Raw genomic sequence first — 18,338 nt, 5'->3', positions numbered from 1 at the left:
TTTCTATGCCAAAAAGCCGAGTTCTTTCGAAATGCGATTCGCTGTCTCTTTTACCTTCTCGATAAAATAAGGAATGTTACTTTCGCTATACTCAATTGCTAATCCCGAAATACTAATGCCTGCTACAACCGTTCCATCGCTTGCGAAAATGGGCGCTGCTATAGCCGCTGTATGATTTTCTAACTCAGAGTAGCTAATTGTATGTCCTTCCTTTTTTGCCATTTGTAACACTTCTAGCAATTGTTTCTTATCTACAATTGTTCCATCTGCAAATTGCTTTAAATCCGTTTCCTCTATGTATTTTCGTTTTTCTTCCTCAGAGAAATACGATAATAAAATTCTCGGACATGCACCCGCATAAAGTGGCGCTCTTCTTCCAACCGCCGTATACACACGTACAGGTTGAGCACCTTCCATCTTTTCCACATAAATCGCATCATTACCATCTTGAATAATTAAATTAACTGCCTGCCCTAAACTATCTCTAAGCTCTTTCATATATGGAATCGCAATATTTCTTACGGATAGTCTTTGTGAAACAAGTTGACCGAACCGTAAAAACACGACTCCTAAACGATATTTCCCCTTTTCGTTTTTTTGTAAAAACTCCATTTCTTCTAACGAGCCAATTAAACGATAAACAGATGTTTTCGGCATACTTGTAAGCTGAACCATCTCTGTTAAACTTAGCTCTTCATGCTCATAAAACAACTCTAAAATATCCATTGTCTTAACTGCCGTTTTATTTATAATCATTCTATCTCCTTCTTGTTCCGAATTCCGGAACTTAAATTCCATTTTCTGAAACAAACATATAATTTAAAATTATAAAATATTCTTTCAATTTTAACAATATATTTTTCAGCTACTTAACCTTTATGTAAAGTGAATACAAAATGAAATTTAGAAATAATGATGGTTCTCTTTCAAAAGCTCAAGTTATGGCAAAACCAAACATTTAAATAAATAGGCATAAAAAAAGTATGGAAGAATATTTCTCCCATACTTTTTCTTTATAACGCTCTCACTTGTTTCAACGGCCAGAAAACAGCTTGTCCTTTTCCGACAATTTCATCTTCTGAAATAAATCCAAACATACGACCGTCTTTAGAAACTTCACGATTATCTCCTAAAACAAACACTTGGCCTTCTGGCACTTTCGTTTTTCCTGTGATTTGTTCTAACGTAAAGTCTGGAGTTAACACACGGCCTGCTGCTTTTTCTTTAAACTCTTTTAAATATGGTTCTTCCATCGCTTTTCCGTTTACATATAATACATCATTTTTATACTCAACTGTATCGCCTGGTAAACCAATTACTCGTTTTACTAAATCGTATCCTTCTTTTCCGTGGAAGACGATAATATCAAAGCGTTCTAATCCACTTATACTATAACCAATCTTATTTACGAGAACTCGTTCATTATTTTCTAGTGTAGGCATCATCGATTCGCCTTGTACTAATGACGGTGTAAATAATACACCGCGAATAATTGCGATTAATACAAGGGTAAATCCTATCGTTTTAGCCCATGAGAATAATTCTTTCTTCGTATTTTCCTTCATCATTTCTCCTCTTTCTTACGCATTTATTTTATGATTTGAACTAATTCTTGTACTAAATTAAGATCAATTTCAGCAAAACATGATTTCCCTTCTCTTACGGCTGTACCGACATGAGCTTGCGAAATGCCAGTTTCATCTAGCAATTGCTTTATATTTTCTTTCGTCACGCCAGCTCCAACTACAAGCTGAATTTGACCATCGCTTACCTTTTGCATTTCTGTAAGCACCGGGATATTCTCCACTATATTTCCTTGTCCACCTGAAGTTAAAACGTGAGTCACTTTATGAAACTTCTTTAAAGTTCTCATCGCTTCTACTGGATTTTCTATGTCGTCTATTGCACGGTGATATGTAACATTTATCCCATCTACCACAGATAATAAATTCGCTAGTTTCTCTTCATCCACTTCATTCTTTTCATTTAATACACCTAATACAACACCAGCTACTCCTGATTTCTGAGCAACTACAATATCTTCTTTCATCATTTCAATTTCTTCTTCCGTATATGTAAAAGACTTCGCATGCGGGCGAATCATAACGTGAATCGGTATATGTACTGCTTCTACCGCTTTTTTAATAAATGCATAACTCGGCGTCAAACCGCCTTCTGTATAAGATGAAATTAATTCAATTCGCTTCCCGCCAGCTCGTTCAATTCGTTTTACATCTTCTAAACATGTTGCAATAACCTCTAGCATGAGATGACCTCTTTTCGTGCTTTTTCCTTATTATACAGTAGGTGAAATAAGAAGCATAGCATTCTCCTATAAAACTAGAAAAAGAAGAATGAAAAGAAAGATTTTTTAACTACTAACATCTATTGGTGATTTTATATTCTACAAAAAAAGGAGTAACCCCCTAGCACTTCTGACTAGATGTCACTCCTTTTTATTTTAATTATTTTTCTTAGTTACTTCATTATAATAGTGGCTAAATGCTTCTACTAATGCATCAACGGAAGCATACAATTCTTCTGGTGTATTATCTACCCCTCCCATTTCAATAAGTAAAGCATTGGGAGAAAGGTCTTGATTATATACTCCGTTCCCGCTTTTACGATCTTTAATAAAAATACCTCGGCTTAAACCGTAATACTTTTCATCTAAATATGAATTGATTGCCGTTACTATTTTTTTATTTTTTTCATAGTTAGGATTTTCTCGACCTAAAATAAAATAGAGTCGTGCATAATCCTTTCCATTAATCGTTTTCTTCGTAATATTTTTTCGTGCATCGTCCCTATGAAGATCAATGGGAAACATAATATTTTTATCTTGTGCCAATTTATCTTGTAATATTTGACGGGATCCTTTGTAGGATTGCGCCCAATTTAAATTTTTATTTCGCAGAAAATCTCTCATATTTGTCGTATCATGTGAAACACCTATTCCTTTTTCTTCTAGCTTTTGTTTTAAATAGTTTCCAACAAACGTAATGTTCACTTCATTATTTGTACTTGAGGCATCATCAGGTACAGTAGCACCTGGGATGAGAGGAATAAACGACTCCCAACTATGTGTATGATAAATAAAAACTTTATTTTCACCGTTATTTTGTGTATTTGAATTGTTTTCTTTCTCACTCTTTGGGTGTTTAACAGCAGTACCTTCATTCTTAATATTCTCTAAAGGAATACTAGATTCTTCAGGAATATTCGTATAATCTGTTCCTTCCCCGGCAATTAATATTTCCGAATAAAATTGATTCATATTTGGAAGTTCTCGAGTTAATAAGCTTCGGAGGTCATTTACATTAATATTTGTAGAAAGTGAAAGTAAAAAAGATTCCAAAGACGCTCGTCCTTTTTCTTTATGAAATTCTTCTGCAAAATAACGATTTTCACTACCTATCATATACATGAGGCCTTTCGTAGAATTCGTTCCTAATAATTGATTAACATAATACGATTTAAATACGTTTGAATTACTAGAAATGAAGAATGAAGTGAGAATACATATAATCGTGAATAAAATACATATCATTACATACTTTATATGAAATACTTTCAGTTTCACTTTATTCATTTTATATCTCCCTTCATTTACTCTATTCTTACGCTTAATTTTTAAGTAATATGATTACTAATTTAATAGAATTCCCTTTCTATTAATTTTTATAAAAAAAGAAGATCCAACAATAGGATCTTCTTTCTCTTGCTAGTATGTTTTTAAACCTACGACCGAAACGCCGCATCCGCCAACATAGATAGTGTTGCATCATCCATCGGCGGATTGTGTAGTCCTGCTCTAACGTTTAAATAATAACGATGAAGCGGATTTTTTTCTGATAAACTTTTTGCTCCTACGATGCGCATTGATTTATCCACTATGGATATCGCCGCATTTGTTACGGCGTATTTCACTGCTGCCAGCTCTACTTGTAGTGACAGTTTATCTTCTGCCTCATCGTATTTTTTCGCAATTTGATATAAAAAGACGCGAGCTTGCATAAGCTCGAGTTCTAATTCTCCAACTAATCTTCTAACATTCGGTAATAAACTAATAGAATGGTTTAAACTATTTGGTTTGTATGATCCCGCAAACTGAACTGCATAATTTCTTGCTGATTGTGCAATTCCTAAATAACATGCTGGTATATGTAGCAACCAACCAATACCCTTTTGTTTCCCTTTCCCGCCCAATACATTCGTAAAAAAGCGGTTTTCTATCTCTACATTTTGTAAGACAAGGTCGTGGCTAGCAGTCCCTCGCATCGCGACGCTATCCCACGTTTCCTCAATGGATACACCGAGTGTATTTCTTGGAATGACAAATTCTCCAACTTCTTCTCGGCCTTCAATACTTGCTGAAATAATAAAATAATCAAGTATTGGCGCCATCGTTGTAAAAGTTTTCCTTCCATTTATAACCCACTTCTCGCCTTGTTGAACCGCTATTGTTTCTGGTTTACCGCCACGCGTCGGGCTTCCTGTTTTCGGTTCTGTTGCTGCCCTGTTAAAGAGCGCCCCGTTACGCACTTCTTCGCAAAACCATTTGAACATCTCATCATTCCAAGAGCGATTTTCCGCTAGCTCTTTCACAATGCCAAGATGCCAGCCAATCGATAAGGCAGTTGCTCCGCAGCCTTCTGCAATTTTTTCTTGAAATAAAACGAAGTCATATAAAGAAATCGCACTGCCACCAAATTCCTTCGGTAACGTTAATTTCGTATATCCGATATTTTTCAAATCATTTATATTTTCATGCGGAAATGATCCTAATTCACTTAGTTGATGCTCCCTTTCCATGAACTTCGGAATCAATTTATTTAGTTGTTCAATAATAAAAAATTGTTTTTCTGTTTCAACAAATGAGAGTGCCATACTATAATCTCCTTTATGCTCGATTCATCAACCGTTCATTTTGTCATTATGATTATATGAAGCTACCTCTCTATTGTTTCACTATTCCGATAAAAATACAATGTTTTTGACTAATAAGAAAAGTTCCTATTTAAAGATAGGTTCTTTTCTTATTAATCTCCCTTCAATGCCTTTAATGGTAACGAGGTTACATATCCAATATACGAGAATAATTCTTTAAAGAAGAATGGTATTTCTGTATCTAACGTTTTATATGCTGATGTCGGCGTTGGTGAAGCATACGCTTCAATATTAATATGTTTTGCGATTCTCATTGCGCGTTTCATATGAAGTGGATCACTTACAATCGTGTATGTGCGTATTCCGTTCTCTGTTCCAACTTCCTTCGCATTCTTTAAATTTTCTTCAGTGAAAAGGGATTTTGTTTCAATTAAAATATCTTCCTCTTTTACACCTTGTTTCATTGCATATACTCTTGCCGTACGCGCTTCCTCAAGCTCTGCCTCAAACTTTGTACCACCTGTAAAAATAATCTTTTTAATATTTCCGTTCTTATATAAAGAAATCGCATGATTAATTCTTTCTTTAAATACAGGAGATGGTTTTCCGTTCCAAGAAGCTGCTCCTAGTACGATACCAGCATCCGTTTTCACGCTATCATCTGTTTTAAAACGATAACTCCAAATATCGTAAGCTGCATAACTTACATATAAAATAGCAGAACAAATCATTAGTAAAAATACTTGAAAGATTCGTCTTTTCTTACTCTTCTTATTTTCTTTCATTTGTAATTGCCTCCGTACATCATCCATACTTCTATAAAAAAACATTTATATCAAATCGTTTTGTTTGAGTTTATTTAAAAGAAGGAACTTTACTTGTTATTTATGTATAAAAGGGTTTTCATTTAAAATTGAGGATTATCAATTCATTTTCATTTGCGGTTTTCATTACATGTTTTAAATTCATAAGTTTATTACCATACAACTACATTGTAACGAATTTTTTCTCAGAAGGGAACGATGAAACAAAAGGAATTAAAATAAAGTAGCATTTTGTAAGAAAAAAGGTATATTTTTTATGTATTACAAACAATATACCTTTCAAAACACGAATTATAGCTTTTCTTTATACAATTCTAATTTTTCTAATAGACGTGCTTTCACAACTGGCCATTCGCTTGCGATAATACTATACACAACCGCATCTCTCACATGTCCATTCGGTAATTTTCTTTCATTTCTAAGCACGCCCTCTTTTACTGCTCCTAACCTTTCAATTGCTCGTTGTGCTTTTTCATTTCTTGCATCCGTCTTAATTTGTACCCTCAGCATATGCAGTTTTTCAAAAGCATACTGGAGAAGCATATACTTACACTCTGTATTTATACTCGTACGCTGGACACTTGGATGATACCACGTTTGTCCTAACTCGACTGTTTTATCTTCTACTGAAATATTATATAGACGTGTACTTCCTACAATCGCATTTGTCTGTAAATCCACTACAACGAAAGGAATTTGCGTACCTTTTCCATAACCTTGTATCGCTTTTTGCACATATTGCTGCATATCTTGCACACTATCCATTTTAGAGATTAAATACGCCCAAATTTCCCGATTTCCTTCTACAATCGAAAACAAAGTTTCGACATCATCACTATCCATTAACCGTAGCTTTACTCTTTCGTGAATGATTTCCATTTGTAAGCCCCCTTTTTCTTACTATATCATAGAAATACACATTTTATTATATGGATATTAAAATCAAAGTTTTAATACCTTCTTACATAATAATCGGCAAAAACCTCTAACAAATACCGTGTACATCCCATTATAGCAAGCTACATTTATATTGGTTTCATTTCATGTAAGGTTTTTCTTTTTCTAAAGGTCTATATACGTTCTTTAAAAATTTGCATACCAAAAACGCTATTCTTTCTACAAAAAGATTCTTTTTTTCATTTATGAATCAATTTTTCAGCTTAATAGTATGGATAATTCTGGATTAAACCAAAAAAATACTATATGATAATAAAGTGAAAATTTTACAGTTAATTAATATGGGGTAAATGGGAGGATATAAAAATGCTAGATCAAATTACTTGGGGAACGCCAGGCAGCTTATTATGCTTGGGATTCTTTTTTGCAGGATTAGGAATTTTCTTAAGAAGTATTACGTCATATTCGAAAAACAAATAAAACATCAAAAAAGTGTACATTTTAAGGTATTTAATTGATAAAAACACTAAACAAAAGAATCCTTCCTTTTATAGAAGGATTCTTTTTTATACCTTTCCCCTTTTTAAAGCAACAAATAAGCAATCGGTGTAATGATAAGCAACGTTAATATCGTTCTTTGTACATAGAGAATGATAAGTTCTGATACTTTTAACGGAATATCTGTCGATAAAATGCAAGGGATGGAAGCTGAGAAGAACAATATAGATGATACTGAAACGACCGCAATGACAAACTTTGTCACAAGTGGTGCACTAACTACTAATAATGATGGTAAAAACATTTCTGCAATACCAACGGATGCCGCTTTAGCAGCTAAGTCTGCTTCTGGTAATTGTAATAGCCATGTAAAAGGATAGAAAATGTAGCTGACCCAATCAAATATTGGCGTGAACTTCGCTAAGACAATACCAATTAACCCTACAGACATAATCGATGGTAAAATTCCCATCGTCATAATAAAACCATCTTTTAAATTTACTGCAATGTTTTTCATAATACTCGGCGCAGATTTCGATACTTCTAACGCATCTTCCCAAGCGCGTTCTAGCATTTTCTCTTTATAAACGGGCTCTGGGAACCCTTCTTCCGTTACATATGTATCTGGTTTTCTACTAAGAGGCGGGATTCTTACAGTGATAGCAGTTACGATGAATGTTACAACGAGAGTAGTCCAAAAATAAACATTCCATAAATGCATAATGTCTAATGTTTTTGCGATGATAATCATAAATGTTGCGGATACTGTAGAAAAACCTGTAGCGATGATCGCTGCTTCTTTTGTCGTATACTTTCCTTCTTTATACACGCGATTTGTAATTAATAAGGCCAACGAATAACTCCCCACAAAGGAAGCAACCGCATCGATTGCTGACCGGCCTGGCGTTTTCCATAACGGTCTCATAATGGGACGGCAAAACGTACCGATAAATTCAAGCAATCCATATCCGACTAATAACGCTAAAAACGCCGAACCAATTGGAACGAGTAAGCTTACCGATATGACTAATTTCTCATATAAAAACGGCCCTACATCTGGTGCAAAGAACCAAGCTGGCCCTACTTTCAAACAATATAATACACCAAAAACGACGCCAACTACTTTTAAAACAGAAAAACAAATATCTACGATAGATGTATTCCATTTTTTCATATAAAACGGATAAATTGCACCTATTGCCATAACGAGTAGAGCGTAATAAGGTACGACGCTTGGAACAGAAGTCCTTATCCAGGATACGATATGATCAATCATAATAGAAGAAGCACCATTTATCGTAACTGGTACGAAAAACATAAATACCCCAACTAGACTAGCGAGTATAAACCGAAGAATAACCCCCTTCTCACTCCCAGTCTTAATTACATTCCTTTTTAATTCAATTTCACTCAAAATTCGACACCTCCTATTATCTAAATATTCTGTATAATTATGTTAGATTCCTTCTTTCAATTTCTAATATTTCACCATATGAAAAAGCCTATTTTGAAATAGGCTTTTTCTACTACCTCTTATAATCATTCGCAATCACTTGAATCACACGATATGATTCGTCTACTACTATCTTATTACTAGTCTTATTCGCATCATATGTAATTAACGCTTTCCAAAGTGCCCATCCTCTTGCTCTATTCCATGTTTCTTCATCTATTTGCAATACTTCTTGAAATACCTTTCTACTAAACCAGTATCAATTTGATTCATTCACTATCCCCTTTTCTTTTGAAACTTACTAAGTCCATCTGTACTGCCAACATATTCAAAACCATTTCTCTTATAAAAATCATTTAATATGCGATTATGCCCTACACAATCTAGTTTTAAAAACTCTTTATCATGTTGTATATTCTCTTCTATCCACTGTAACATCCATTCTCCTATTCCGTTCCCCTTATACTTCCGTTTCACCGCAAATCTATGAATATATAATGAATTAGAAACTTCCTCTTTCCCAAAAATATATTCATCCCATTCATTTTGTTTAGGAGATACTGTAACCGTACCGACAATTTCATCTCCTTTCGTAACCACATATGTATATTTCTCTTTTATACTTTCTAGTATTTCAGCCGTAGCTTCTTCTCCTAACAGATACTGCCACTGATCCACTTCTTTATGTTGTAGCCACTGTGCCACTTCTTTTAATAGCGTGATAATGCTATCACTTTCCTCTTCCGTAGCAATTCGAATTGTATATTCTTTAACTGTAGTTCTCTCCATATTGCCGTTCCCCTTTCAAATGACTATCATACTGATAATCGCGTTCTACCGTCATTTTCGTCTGTAACGTATTCAACATAATAACCTTGATTCCTTGCGTTTTCATACATCAGTTCAATCTTTTTTTGATCTTTAGCGTAAATCGTGACGTATGTACAATCCGCAACTAGTAAAACTAATTCACACTTACTCTCTTTAAATTCTTCATATGTCTCAATATCTACTACTTCCTCTCCTTTTGAATACGCTTTTAAATCTGCAAAAATAACATAATATATGTTGTCTTTAAATAAAGTTTTCAAATCTGATCCTTCCACTATACTTGGTTCTTCTGGAAATAATGCCTCATCCAATCCACCACGTGCTACTAAGCATGACTCTTCACTCCCTACCCACCAATCATATGAAGAAATATCAATTGGCTTTAACACTTTCCAAAGTAAATTATCATATTCATTTGGAATATCTACTGTAATTCCTCTTTTCATTTGTTTGTACCTCCCTTATAAATCATAATCAATTCTCTTTCTTCCCCGAATAAAAAGCGGTAATTATTACCTAATCGGGCATATGAATCATTGAAAAGCAAGTATTATCAAGGTTTTTAATATTTGATTAAACAATAGTACTTTTCTAAAAAAACGTAAATCCTTTAAACACTGATATAATGAGCACTGCTACATATCTATTAGGAGGAATACATATGAAAAAACCTTTTTATAAAAAATGGTGGTTTTGGACTGTTGCAGTCATTATAGTATTTTTTATCGCGGGTAACAACGGTAGTAAAAAAGAAGAAACTGCCCCTAAAAAAACTGCTACTACACAGAAACAAGAGCAATCTAAAGAGGCTGCTACACCGCAAGATAAGATTAAAAACAATATTACATCTATCGTAAAAGAATTACACGGCGTATCTATTAAAGAGATTAAAATAAACGAAAATCTTGGTACTGATACTCCTGATGATTATATCGCTTTAGTCCACTTATCATTCGATGCAAAAAATAGCGCGAAAACATCTAAAGATATGATTGAAATGTATAATAATGACATCGGAGCTAAAGTGGGTAAATCAGAAAAGAATGTACAAGAATTAACGATTTTCTGGGAAGTTCCATATCACCAAAAAAATAATAATTTAGCAAAAGCAAATCTTGAACGAGTTGGAGACAATATGAAATTTAACTCCCAATGGTTCGCTCCTGCTTTAAATTAAATATATAAAAGCACCTTAGTTGTTACATTCAACTAAGGTGCTTTTTCTTCTATTTATTTTTCATTCACTTCGTCTTCACAAAATAATATAAAAACCACACCGCATGATTTTGTTCATCGGCAGCTATTCTGCGCATTAACTCTTTCAAATGTGCATCCGATGTTTCATCTGAAATTTCTAAGTAAAAATCTACTGTCTTCTGTTCATCTTGTATAGCGAATTCTAATCCTTGTAAGTACGTATTTGGACAATCTTCCGTAATTTGTGGTTTCGGCTGCTGACCAGTTAAATTTGTATAGATTTGTACAAAATGATGGAAATGCTTTATTTCATCGTTACGAATTTCAAGAATTTGATTTCGTTCCGCCGCATTTGGAGCCATGTTGGCTAATTTCGCATAGCAACTTATTGCACTAAACTCTCCATTAATTGCTTTCTCAATATCGCGAATCAGCTTATCATTTTGCCTATACGAATCATAATAATTCCAATTATACACTGTATCCCCTCCATTATTCCGCATAACATTTTATGCAATTTGTAATAGCAGGAGCATGTATACAAAAAGAACCACAAATGCGAACTCTTCATTTCCCTATAGACTAATAATTATTTCATCACAAAAAGAACGCTTCACTACGAGTGAAACGTTCTTTTTTCTAAGCGTTTAATTCTGTTTTATGTTCCTTTATTGCACTACGTTTGAAAGCAGTCAATAGAATAATAGCCATACTTACCGCACCAATCCAAACGAGTACAGTAAGAGGTGTACTCCAGCTTAACCCTTTTCCGAAGAAGAATATTTCTCTCAGTCCTTCAATCATAAATCGCATTGGCAACCATGCGTACACCCAGTCTTGATAAAATGGCGACAACATTTCCGGTGCTAATGATAATAACGGTGCCCCAAAGAATAGTAAGAGTGCGAATACACCAATTCCTTTTAGTCCAACTAATGAAAGTACGGCCGATATCATTAAGAAGAAACTAAAGGATGTAATAGATAAAAATAGTGCTGTATCAGTGAAATTTGAAATATTTAATCCTACCATTCCATCCGCAATCCATGTAAGACCGAATCCAATAACAAATGCAGCAATTGCGCCTGTTACGATTTGCTTTAGTTTTAATACGAAGTTTTCGTTTCTTGTACGAATCGGCATTTTACTTATCGCCATAAAGATAATTGCTGCGCTCGCTAAACTTGCAATCCATAACGGTTGGAATAAAGACATTGGCGAGTTACCGTTCGCACTATTTTTGCCGGTTTCATTTACATTTGTCACTTTCTTTGTAATCGGTGTTACTACATTTGAAACTTGATCTGCTGTTAATGTAGCTCCTTTTGCTTTTAATCCATCTAGGAGCTGAGTACGAACAGTATTGTTCATATTATCAACGATCCCATTTAACATTTGTCCTGCCATAGATGATGCTGCTGTATTCATTCCTTGATTGATGAATATTTCTACCTCTGGCGAAGATGGCTGCGGTGTTCGTAATGATGCTTGTTTTGTACTAAAGTCTTTTGGAATAACTAATGCTGCGTAATACTCTTGATTATTTAAGCCTTTTTGAACTACTTCTTTATTTTTCACTTCTACCCACTTCACTGCGGGTTCTTCCTCTGATTTTGATGTTTTTTTCATATTATCAACAATCGTTTGCCCCATATTCATCTTCGGTTGATTCGGAATTTCTACTCCTTGATCCTCATTTACAATTGCGATTGGCAAGTTTTTCGGCTGAGGCTGAACGGTTGGAAATAACGTTAATGAAAAAATAAAAACAACAAGTAGTGCAATAACTGGTGATAACCATAAAAGTTTATTTTTAAACATTTTCTTTTCTCCTCCTATCATTTGATTTATAATAACCAACAACGTGTTGTTTATTTATATTTGAATTATATGTTTGAGTTGAACCTTATACAATAATCAAAAATCGTGAATGTGTCGGTTATAAGACACATTCTTAAAATGTGTTGGCTAAAATTAAGGAGGAACCTATTTTGCGTGAGAGTAATTTAGATTTACGTGTTGTTCGCACGAAAACTGCCATACGAAATGCGTTTGTGGAATTAATTGAAGAAAAAGGTTTTGACGCCATTACAGTGAAAGATATTACAACGAAAGCAAACATAAATCGTGGTACGTTTTATGCACATTATCAAGATAAGTTTGATTTAATGACGAAATGCCAAGAAGAAATTATGTATAAGTTTTCTAGCATTGCTAAACAGAAACTTCCGGAAGTTATTGCTGATCTCGGCTCAAGCCCTTCCCCAACAATGCCGTTTATACTCATCACTTCTATTCTTGAATTTCTAAATGAAAATAGTGATTTTATGAAAGCTGTATTAAGTCCAAAAGGAGATTTATCTTTCCAAACAAAACTGAAAGACTTTATGTGGAAAACAATATTTGAAGATACGAATGGCGCTCTCATTAATAAAGAGAATTTACTTGTCCCAAGCCAATACTTAACCTCTTATATGGCATCTGCTCATATTGGTGTGATTCAGCAATGGTTAAATAACGGACAAAAAGAAACACCAGAGGAAATTGCTCGTATTTTATCAACAATCGCAGTTCATGGACCTTTTTATGCGGCTGGTTTAAAGAAATAAGTCAAGTATATATGAAAAGATCATCCACTATAATAGCGGATGATCTTTTATTTCATTACAACACTTCAATATACCCTTCAGTCCCATGTACCCGAATTCGTTGTCCGTCTTTTATTAATTTTGTAGCATTCTCTACTCCAACGACTGCTGGTAATCCGTATTCACGTGCAATTACTGCTCCGTGCGTCATAAGTCCGCCAACTTCAGTGACTAATCCTTTTATAGACACAAACAACGGTGTCCAGCCGGGGTCAGTAAACGCAGTAACTAATATATCTCCTTCTTCTAAATTCGCTTCTTCCATGTTTAAAATCACGCGAGCTCTTCCCTCAATCACTCCTGAAGAAACAGGCAGGCCTACAATCGCATCAGCTGGGAGGTTTTCTCGTTTATATTTACCTGTAACGATTTCTCCATCAGACGTCATGATGCGAGGAGGCGTTAGTTTTTCATATAATTTGTAATCATTTTTTTGTTTTTGTATCAGCTCGTAATCTAGTTTATTCGTGCGAACAACTTCGTGAAGCTCTTCAAAAGTTAGATAGTATATATCATTAACTTCATGAATGACACCGCTCTGCACAAGTTGCTCAGCTTCTTTCAGCAACACCTGCTTATATATGAAATAGCGATTAATCATACCGTATTTCGGATATTCACGATAACCGATAAAATTACGTATATTACGAATCATTCGCTTCGTTTCTTCTACCTTTTGTTTTCCATCCGGCAATTGCTGCAATCGCTCTAATAATTCTTCTTCCTTTTTCAAAGCTTCTTGCAGTCCTTCTTCAAATTTCCGTTTACTAGCACCCGCTTCAAAGTCTCTTATATTATTTAAAACCATCGGAATAATTGTAGTTGGCTTTTCACTCCAGCGCGTTTTCGTAATATCAATTTCTCCGCTACATCTCATTCCGTATTTATTTAGAAAAGTTCGAATCGCATCTCGGGCTTCTTCTCCACCTTTAAACTGAACTATTTCATCTAAAAAGTTATTGTTTTCTACATGTTGTAGATACGCAATAACTTCTGGGTACGGCCGAATCACATCCGCAACATCCATTAATGCTAAACCCATTTCAGATGTAATATTATTTTGTACCGATTGAGAAAGCGTGTCTGCTGCATTTTTTTCGCCTAGCCATTGCTCCATTTTTTCATTGATCCAAGCCGAAGCATTCATGCCTGCCATAATGACAGCCGTACTTTGCGGGTTAAATAATACTTTCTTTAATTGCTGGATGTCTTCCAAAATAAAATCAAGTACATCCGTTCCTGATTTCGTTTGCATGTTTCGTTTTAACTCTTCGATTGATGCTTCACTATTCTGTATTAAATTCGTAACGATTGCCGGATCATTTTCGATTTCTGATTGCGAATTTACAGGTTGCTTACTTTTACTAACAATCTTTTCTTTTTCATCATCCGGCAACAATGTAATAAAATGATCTCGCTCGATTATAGTCGTTAATGCATCTCTTACGAGTGGATCTGATTTTCCTAAAGTATTTATTAAATAATCTCTGCTAGCAGGTGAAGCTAATTGTTGTGTAGCATCAACAAACAGCCGTCCTCCAGCTTTACGCATAGGAGCATTAGTCGTTAACAGGAAAAAAGATAACCCAAGCGGTTTCATCGCATCGGTCATCATTTGTTGGTGACCAACTGATATATACACATGATTTCCCCCATCATTTTCTTCAGGAATTGGATATACAGTCGTAATGGGGCGACTTTGGACAATATAAAATACGTTATCGACTAAACACCATTCTATATCTTGTGGACAGCCAAAATAAGCTTCAATTTGTCTTCCAATCTGTTCTAGTTGTAATATTTGTTGTTCAGACAATGTTTGAAGTTTTTGCTGAGCCGGATCAATTTGTTTCGTCTCTGTTCCGCCCTCTTTTACAGCATAAATAGCTAATTTTTTAGTCGCTATCATCGTTTCGGTAATTTTGCCTTCTTTTACTTTATAATTATCGGCAGAGACCAGTCCTGATACTAACGCCTCACCAAGTCCAAAACTGGCATCAATTGATAGCACCTTTCGGTTAGAAGTAACCGGATCAGCCGTAAATAAAATTCCCGAAGCCTCAGGGAAAACCATTTTTTGAACGACAACACATATAGAAACTTGATTATGTTCAAAACCATTTTGCATGCGGTACATAACGGCTCGCTCTGTAAATAAAGACGCCCAGCACTTTCTTACATGCTGCAAAATCGCTTCTTTTCCGATAATATTTAAATACGTATCTTGTTGACCAGCAAATGAAGCATACGGTAAATCTTCAGCCGTCGCACTAGAGCGCACGGCATACGCATGTTCATTTCCAAAACGTGAGAGATAATGAGTTACTGCTTCCACTACATCAGTAGGGATTTGTACTGCCATAATGACTTCTCTAATCTTCTTGCTAACTTCACCAATTTGAGCTCGGTCTTCACGCTTCAACTTGGTTAGCTGCTGCAACAAAGTGCGAAAATCTTCATTTTGCTCGATGGCCTTTTCATATCCTACTGTTGTCACACAAAATCCTTCTGGCACTTGTATCCCTTGAATATTAGATAACTCCCCTAAATTCAATCCTTTTCCACCGACAAGTGAAAGCTGCACCTTTTCTATTTCCTGAAAATCGAGAACGAAAGAACTCATATAACATCTCTCCTTACTTTACATGTGTTCTTGATTGTAGCAGGAGTAAATACGAATAAACAGTCTATTTCGAACTTGATTTACGTGGTATAATTAAGTTAGGAAGAAATAATAAGATGCCCCAGCTGCTGTGTTTGGCAACTGGGGCATCTTATTTAATACCCGTCTTCAACTTAAATAGTTCTATTGTTTCAGCGGCTTTAATATATCCACCAGCATTTTTTAAAGTACATTTGATTTTATGACTATTTTCTAAGTATACATCATTCGATAATATTTCCATTACTGCATTATATAATGTCACTGGAGTAAGCTTTTTTAGATTTAATTGTATGCCAGCTTTTAAATCTTCTATTCTTTGGGCCACTATCGGTTGATCTCCCATAACTGGGATAACGATCATAGGAACGCCAAAATATAAGCTTTCACTAGAACTATTCATTCCCCCATGTGTAATAAAAAGATTAGCTTGTTTCAATACCTCTAACTGAGGCACATAATTATAAACTTTGAAATTAGATGGGATATTTTTCAATTGGTTGATGTCAATATGTTTTCCTACGGACAATATGATGGTAGCAGGAAAATTTTTAAATGCTTCAAAACATATGTAATAAAAATCCATCTGTTGATTAAATACAGTTCCCATAGAAATATAAATGAGTTTCTCTTCTTCCTTCTGTTTAAAAGTAATTTCTTGCATATCTTTCCGTGATGTAATAGAGGGTCCAACAAAGATATAAGAATCATCCAATTCCTCCACATCAGGTTGGAAAAATTCAGACGTATATACGATAGTAATATTTCCAGCACAAGTCATTACATTTTTCTTTTCATTCATAGAAAAGCCATATACCTTTTGCCACTCTTCTAAAATATGCGTAACTTCTTGATAAAGAGGTGATTTTTTGTCTCCTTCATTATGATTGTTCATCAATGCGTTAAATAACTTTTTCGTAACTGCAAATGTTGTGCATGAAGAGATTTTAGGTAAATGTAATGCTTCAGCTATGATCCATCCTACTGCAAAATTGTTATCATATATTACGTAATCATACTTTTCTTCTTTCAACTCTTCTATAACAATCTTTATTATTTTATCCATGGATTTTACCATATGTAATAATAGTTCAGAGGGATCTATTTCTCCATTCATCCTTTTCAACATGTCTACTTTTGCTAAAAAATTTTCATATGGACGAAACAAAGCTCCTGTTTTTTCAATTTTCTCCTTATACTCCTCTACACAATAATAAACAACCTCTTCCCCTCTTTTTACTAATTCTTCAATAAGTGCAAGAGTTGGGTTCACATGTCCTTCCCCTGGAAAATTAAACATTAGTACCTTTGCCATATGATAGTTCCTCCTCTTAAATAAAAACTTCCTATAATCAAGTACGTTTCTCTCCTCATTTTAATAAGGGCACTTGTGATAGTAAATGTAATAAACGAGTAAGAAACAAAGTCAGTATACTGTAAAGTGAAACTTTAATCAGTGGGGTCTTACTGCCCATTAAAGCGGGAGAAAACGACATCCCCCAAAATGGATTTTCAAAATTAGGGAACTATAATGTCATATTGGAATAAGTTAAGGGGGAGAAAAAGTGGACAATGAAATGAATTATGGAAGTGATTACAAGTTTATTCCAGCAACTTCAATTGAGAGTGGTCATGGCCTCGAAGTATTGCCTGATTTATTTTGCTACACGATTCAAATCGTCAACATATGTTTTGTTGGAAATCCGCATACCGATAATTTTGTTTTAGTTGATGCTGGAATGCCTAAATGTGCAAATGAAATTATATCTGTTACTGAGAAGCGATTTGGTACAAATAGCCGCCCAAAAGCAATTATTTTAACTCATGGGCATTTTGATCATGTTGGAGGAATAATTGAACTCATCAAGTATTGGGATGTTCCAGTCTATGCACATCAAATGGAAATACCTTTCCTGACTGGACAACAAAGCTATCCTGAACCAGATCCAACAGTTGAAGGTGGTATGGTAGCGAAAATGTCACCTCTGTTCCCTAACGAACCGATTAATTTAGAAAATAGCGTAAAAGTATTACCTGCAGATGGAACCGTTCCTCATATGCCAGAGTTTAGATGGGTTCATACACCAGGACATACTCCAGGGCATATTTCATTATTCCGAGAAAAAGACCGAACTTTAATTGCTGGGGACGCTTTTGTTACAGTGAAACAGGAATATTTATATAAAGTAATTACTCAGGAACAGGAAATAAGCGGACCACCTCGTTATTTAACAACAGACTGGAAAGCCGCTAAAGAGTCAGTTATTAAGCTAGAGAAACTAAAGCCTCTAGTTGCTGTTACTGGGCATGGGATACCGATGTCAGGTGATTTGCTATCAACAAGCCTCAACACACTCGTTCAAGAATTTGATAAAATTGCTGTACCTGATTACGGAAAATATGTAGATAAAAAGGCACATTAAGCAAAAAAACTTTGG

The 18,338-nt window shown here is 34.8% G+C and carries 17 protein-coding genes and 1 pseudogene; 3 read left to right on the top strand and 15 right to left on the bottom strand.

All coding sequences use genetic code 11. From position 1 onward, the window contains the following. Positions 1 to 3: 3 nt before the first annotated feature. The 11 genes and pseudogenes from MR083_RS08935 to MR083_RS08885 form a co-directional block, all read right to left on the bottom strand. Positions 4 to 756, bottom strand: coding sequence for an IclR family transcriptional regulator (locus tag MR083_RS08935; protein WP_000586223.1), 753 nt, complete (start codon positions 754 to 756; stop codon positions 4 to 6). A gap of 257 nt (positions 757 to 1,013) precedes the next feature. Beyond that, positions 1,014 to 1,565 (bottom strand): signal peptidase I, encoded by a 552-nt coding sequence (lepB, locus tag MR083_RS08930; protein ID WP_000662493.1) that lies wholly within the window; start codon positions 1,563 to 1,565, stop codon positions 1,014 to 1,016. Between the two features lie 23 nt (positions 1,566 to 1,588). Continuing rightward, positions 1,589 to 2,266, bottom strand: a complete 678-nt coding sequence (locus MR083_RS08925; RefSeq protein ID WP_242269009.1) for a copper homeostasis protein CutC — start codon at positions 2,264 to 2,266, stop codon at positions 1,589 to 1,591. A 195-nt stretch (positions 2,267 to 2,461) separates the two neighbouring features. After that, the gene (spoIIP, locus tag MR083_RS08920) at positions 2,462 to 3,592 is read right to left on the bottom strand and encodes a stage II sporulation protein P (RefSeq protein ID WP_001045265.1); all 1,131 of its coding nucleotides are present in this window, start codon (positions 3,590 to 3,592) and stop codon (positions 2,462 to 2,464) included. 149 nt (positions 3,593 to 3,741) lie between these two features. Then, positions 3,742 to 4,890, bottom strand: coding sequence for an acyl-CoA dehydrogenase family protein (locus MR083_RS08915; protein ID WP_242269007.1), 1,149 nt, complete (start codon positions 4,888 to 4,890; stop codon positions 3,742 to 3,744). A gap of 152 nt (positions 4,891 to 5,042) precedes the next feature. Further along, on the bottom strand, positions 5,043 to 5,675 hold the full coding sequence (locus tag MR083_RS08910) for a YdcF family protein (RefSeq protein ID WP_000662225.1): 633 nt from the start codon (positions 5,673 to 5,675) through the stop codon (positions 5,043 to 5,045). 330 nt (positions 5,676 to 6,005) lie between these two features. Then, a complete protein-coding gene (locus tag MR083_RS08905) occupies positions 6,006 to 6,593 on the bottom strand; it encodes a GNAT family N-acetyltransferase (RefSeq protein WP_016717897.1) in 588 nt (195 codons plus the stop codon). Between the two features lie 601 nt (positions 6,594 to 7,194). Then, positions 7,195 to 8,523, bottom strand: a complete 1,329-nt coding sequence (locus tag MR083_RS08900) for a YjiH family protein (RefSeq protein WP_242269005.1) — start codon at positions 8,521 to 8,523, stop codon at positions 7,195 to 7,197. 112 nt (positions 8,524 to 8,635) lie between these two features. Further along, positions 8,636 to 8,812 (bottom strand): annotated as a pseudogene (locus MR083_RS08895) (aminoglycoside phosphotransferase); the annotation flags it as partial. Between the two features lie 26 nt (positions 8,813 to 8,838). Continuing rightward, entirely contained in the window at positions 8,839 to 9,351 is a 513-nt protein-coding gene (locus tag MR083_RS08890) for a GNAT family N-acetyltransferase (RefSeq protein WP_000442625.1), read from the bottom strand. A gap of 26 nt (positions 9,352 to 9,377) precedes the next feature. Continuing rightward, a complete protein-coding gene (locus MR083_RS08885; protein ID WP_016717899.1) occupies positions 9,378 to 9,839 on the bottom strand; it encodes a DUF2691 family protein in 462 nt (153 codons plus the stop codon). A 215-nt stretch (positions 9,840 to 10,054) separates the two neighbouring features. Here MR083_RS08885 and MR083_RS08880 point away from each other — a divergent pair, with 215 nt between their 5' ends. Further along, positions 10,055 to 10,570: a hypothetical protein gene (locus tag MR083_RS08880; RefSeq protein ID WP_016717900.1), complete on the top strand. Its 516-nt coding sequence runs from the start codon at positions 10,055 to 10,057 to the stop codon at positions 10,568 to 10,570. Between the two features lie 64 nt (positions 10,571 to 10,634). On the opposite strand, the gene MR083_RS08875 is transcribed toward MR083_RS08880, so the two are convergent. Both MR083_RS08875 and MR083_RS08870 read right to left on the bottom strand, forming a co-directional pair. Further along, positions 10,635 to 11,069 (bottom strand): ferritin-like domain-containing protein, encoded by a 435-nt coding sequence (locus MR083_RS08875; RefSeq protein ID WP_016717901.1) that lies wholly within the window; start codon positions 11,067 to 11,069, stop codon positions 10,635 to 10,637. A 160-nt stretch (positions 11,070 to 11,229) separates the two neighbouring features. Next, positions 11,230 to 12,411: a YhgE/Pip domain-containing protein gene (locus MR083_RS08870; protein WP_016717902.1), complete on the bottom strand. Its 1,182-nt coding sequence runs from the start codon at positions 12,409 to 12,411 to the stop codon at positions 11,230 to 11,232. Positions 12,412 to 12,581: 170 nt separating this feature from the next. On the opposite strand from MR083_RS08870, the gene MR083_RS08865 reads away from it, so the two are divergent. Beyond that, positions 12,582 to 13,199 carry a TetR/AcrR family transcriptional regulator gene (locus MR083_RS08865; protein WP_073530845.1) on the top strand — a complete coding sequence of 206 codons (618 nt, stop codon included), beginning with the start codon at positions 12,582 to 12,584 and terminating at the stop codon, positions 13,197 to 13,199. 55 nt (positions 13,200 to 13,254) lie between these two features. Here MR083_RS08865 and ppsA read toward each other — a convergent pair whose 3' ends face one another. After that, a complete protein-coding gene (gene ppsA / locus MR083_RS08860; protein WP_242269003.1) occupies positions 13,255 to 15,861 on the bottom strand; it encodes a phosphoenolpyruvate synthase in 2,607 nt (868 codons plus the stop codon). Positions 15,862 to 16,012: 151 nt separating this feature from the next. Then, entirely contained in the window at positions 16,013 to 17,215 is a 1,203-nt protein-coding gene (locus tag MR083_RS08855; protein ID WP_242269002.1) for a macrolide family glycosyltransferase, read from the bottom strand. 250 nt (positions 17,216 to 17,465) lie between these two features. Between MR083_RS08855 and MR083_RS08850 the strand changes: the two genes are divergently transcribed. Continuing rightward, on the top strand, positions 17,466 to 18,323 hold the full coding sequence (locus MR083_RS08850) for an MBL fold metallo-hydrolase (protein WP_242268998.1): 858 nt from the start codon (positions 17,466 to 17,468) through the stop codon (positions 18,321 to 18,323). Positions 18,324 to 18,338 lie beyond the last annotated feature (15 nt).

This window comes from Bacillus cereus group sp. BfR-BA-01408 (assembly GCF_022663305.1).
Classification (GTDB): domain Bacteria; phylum Bacillota; class Bacilli; order Bacillales; family Bacillaceae_G; genus Bacillus_A; species Bacillus_A pacificus.
This window is presented reverse-complemented; position numbering and strand designations above follow the sequence as displayed.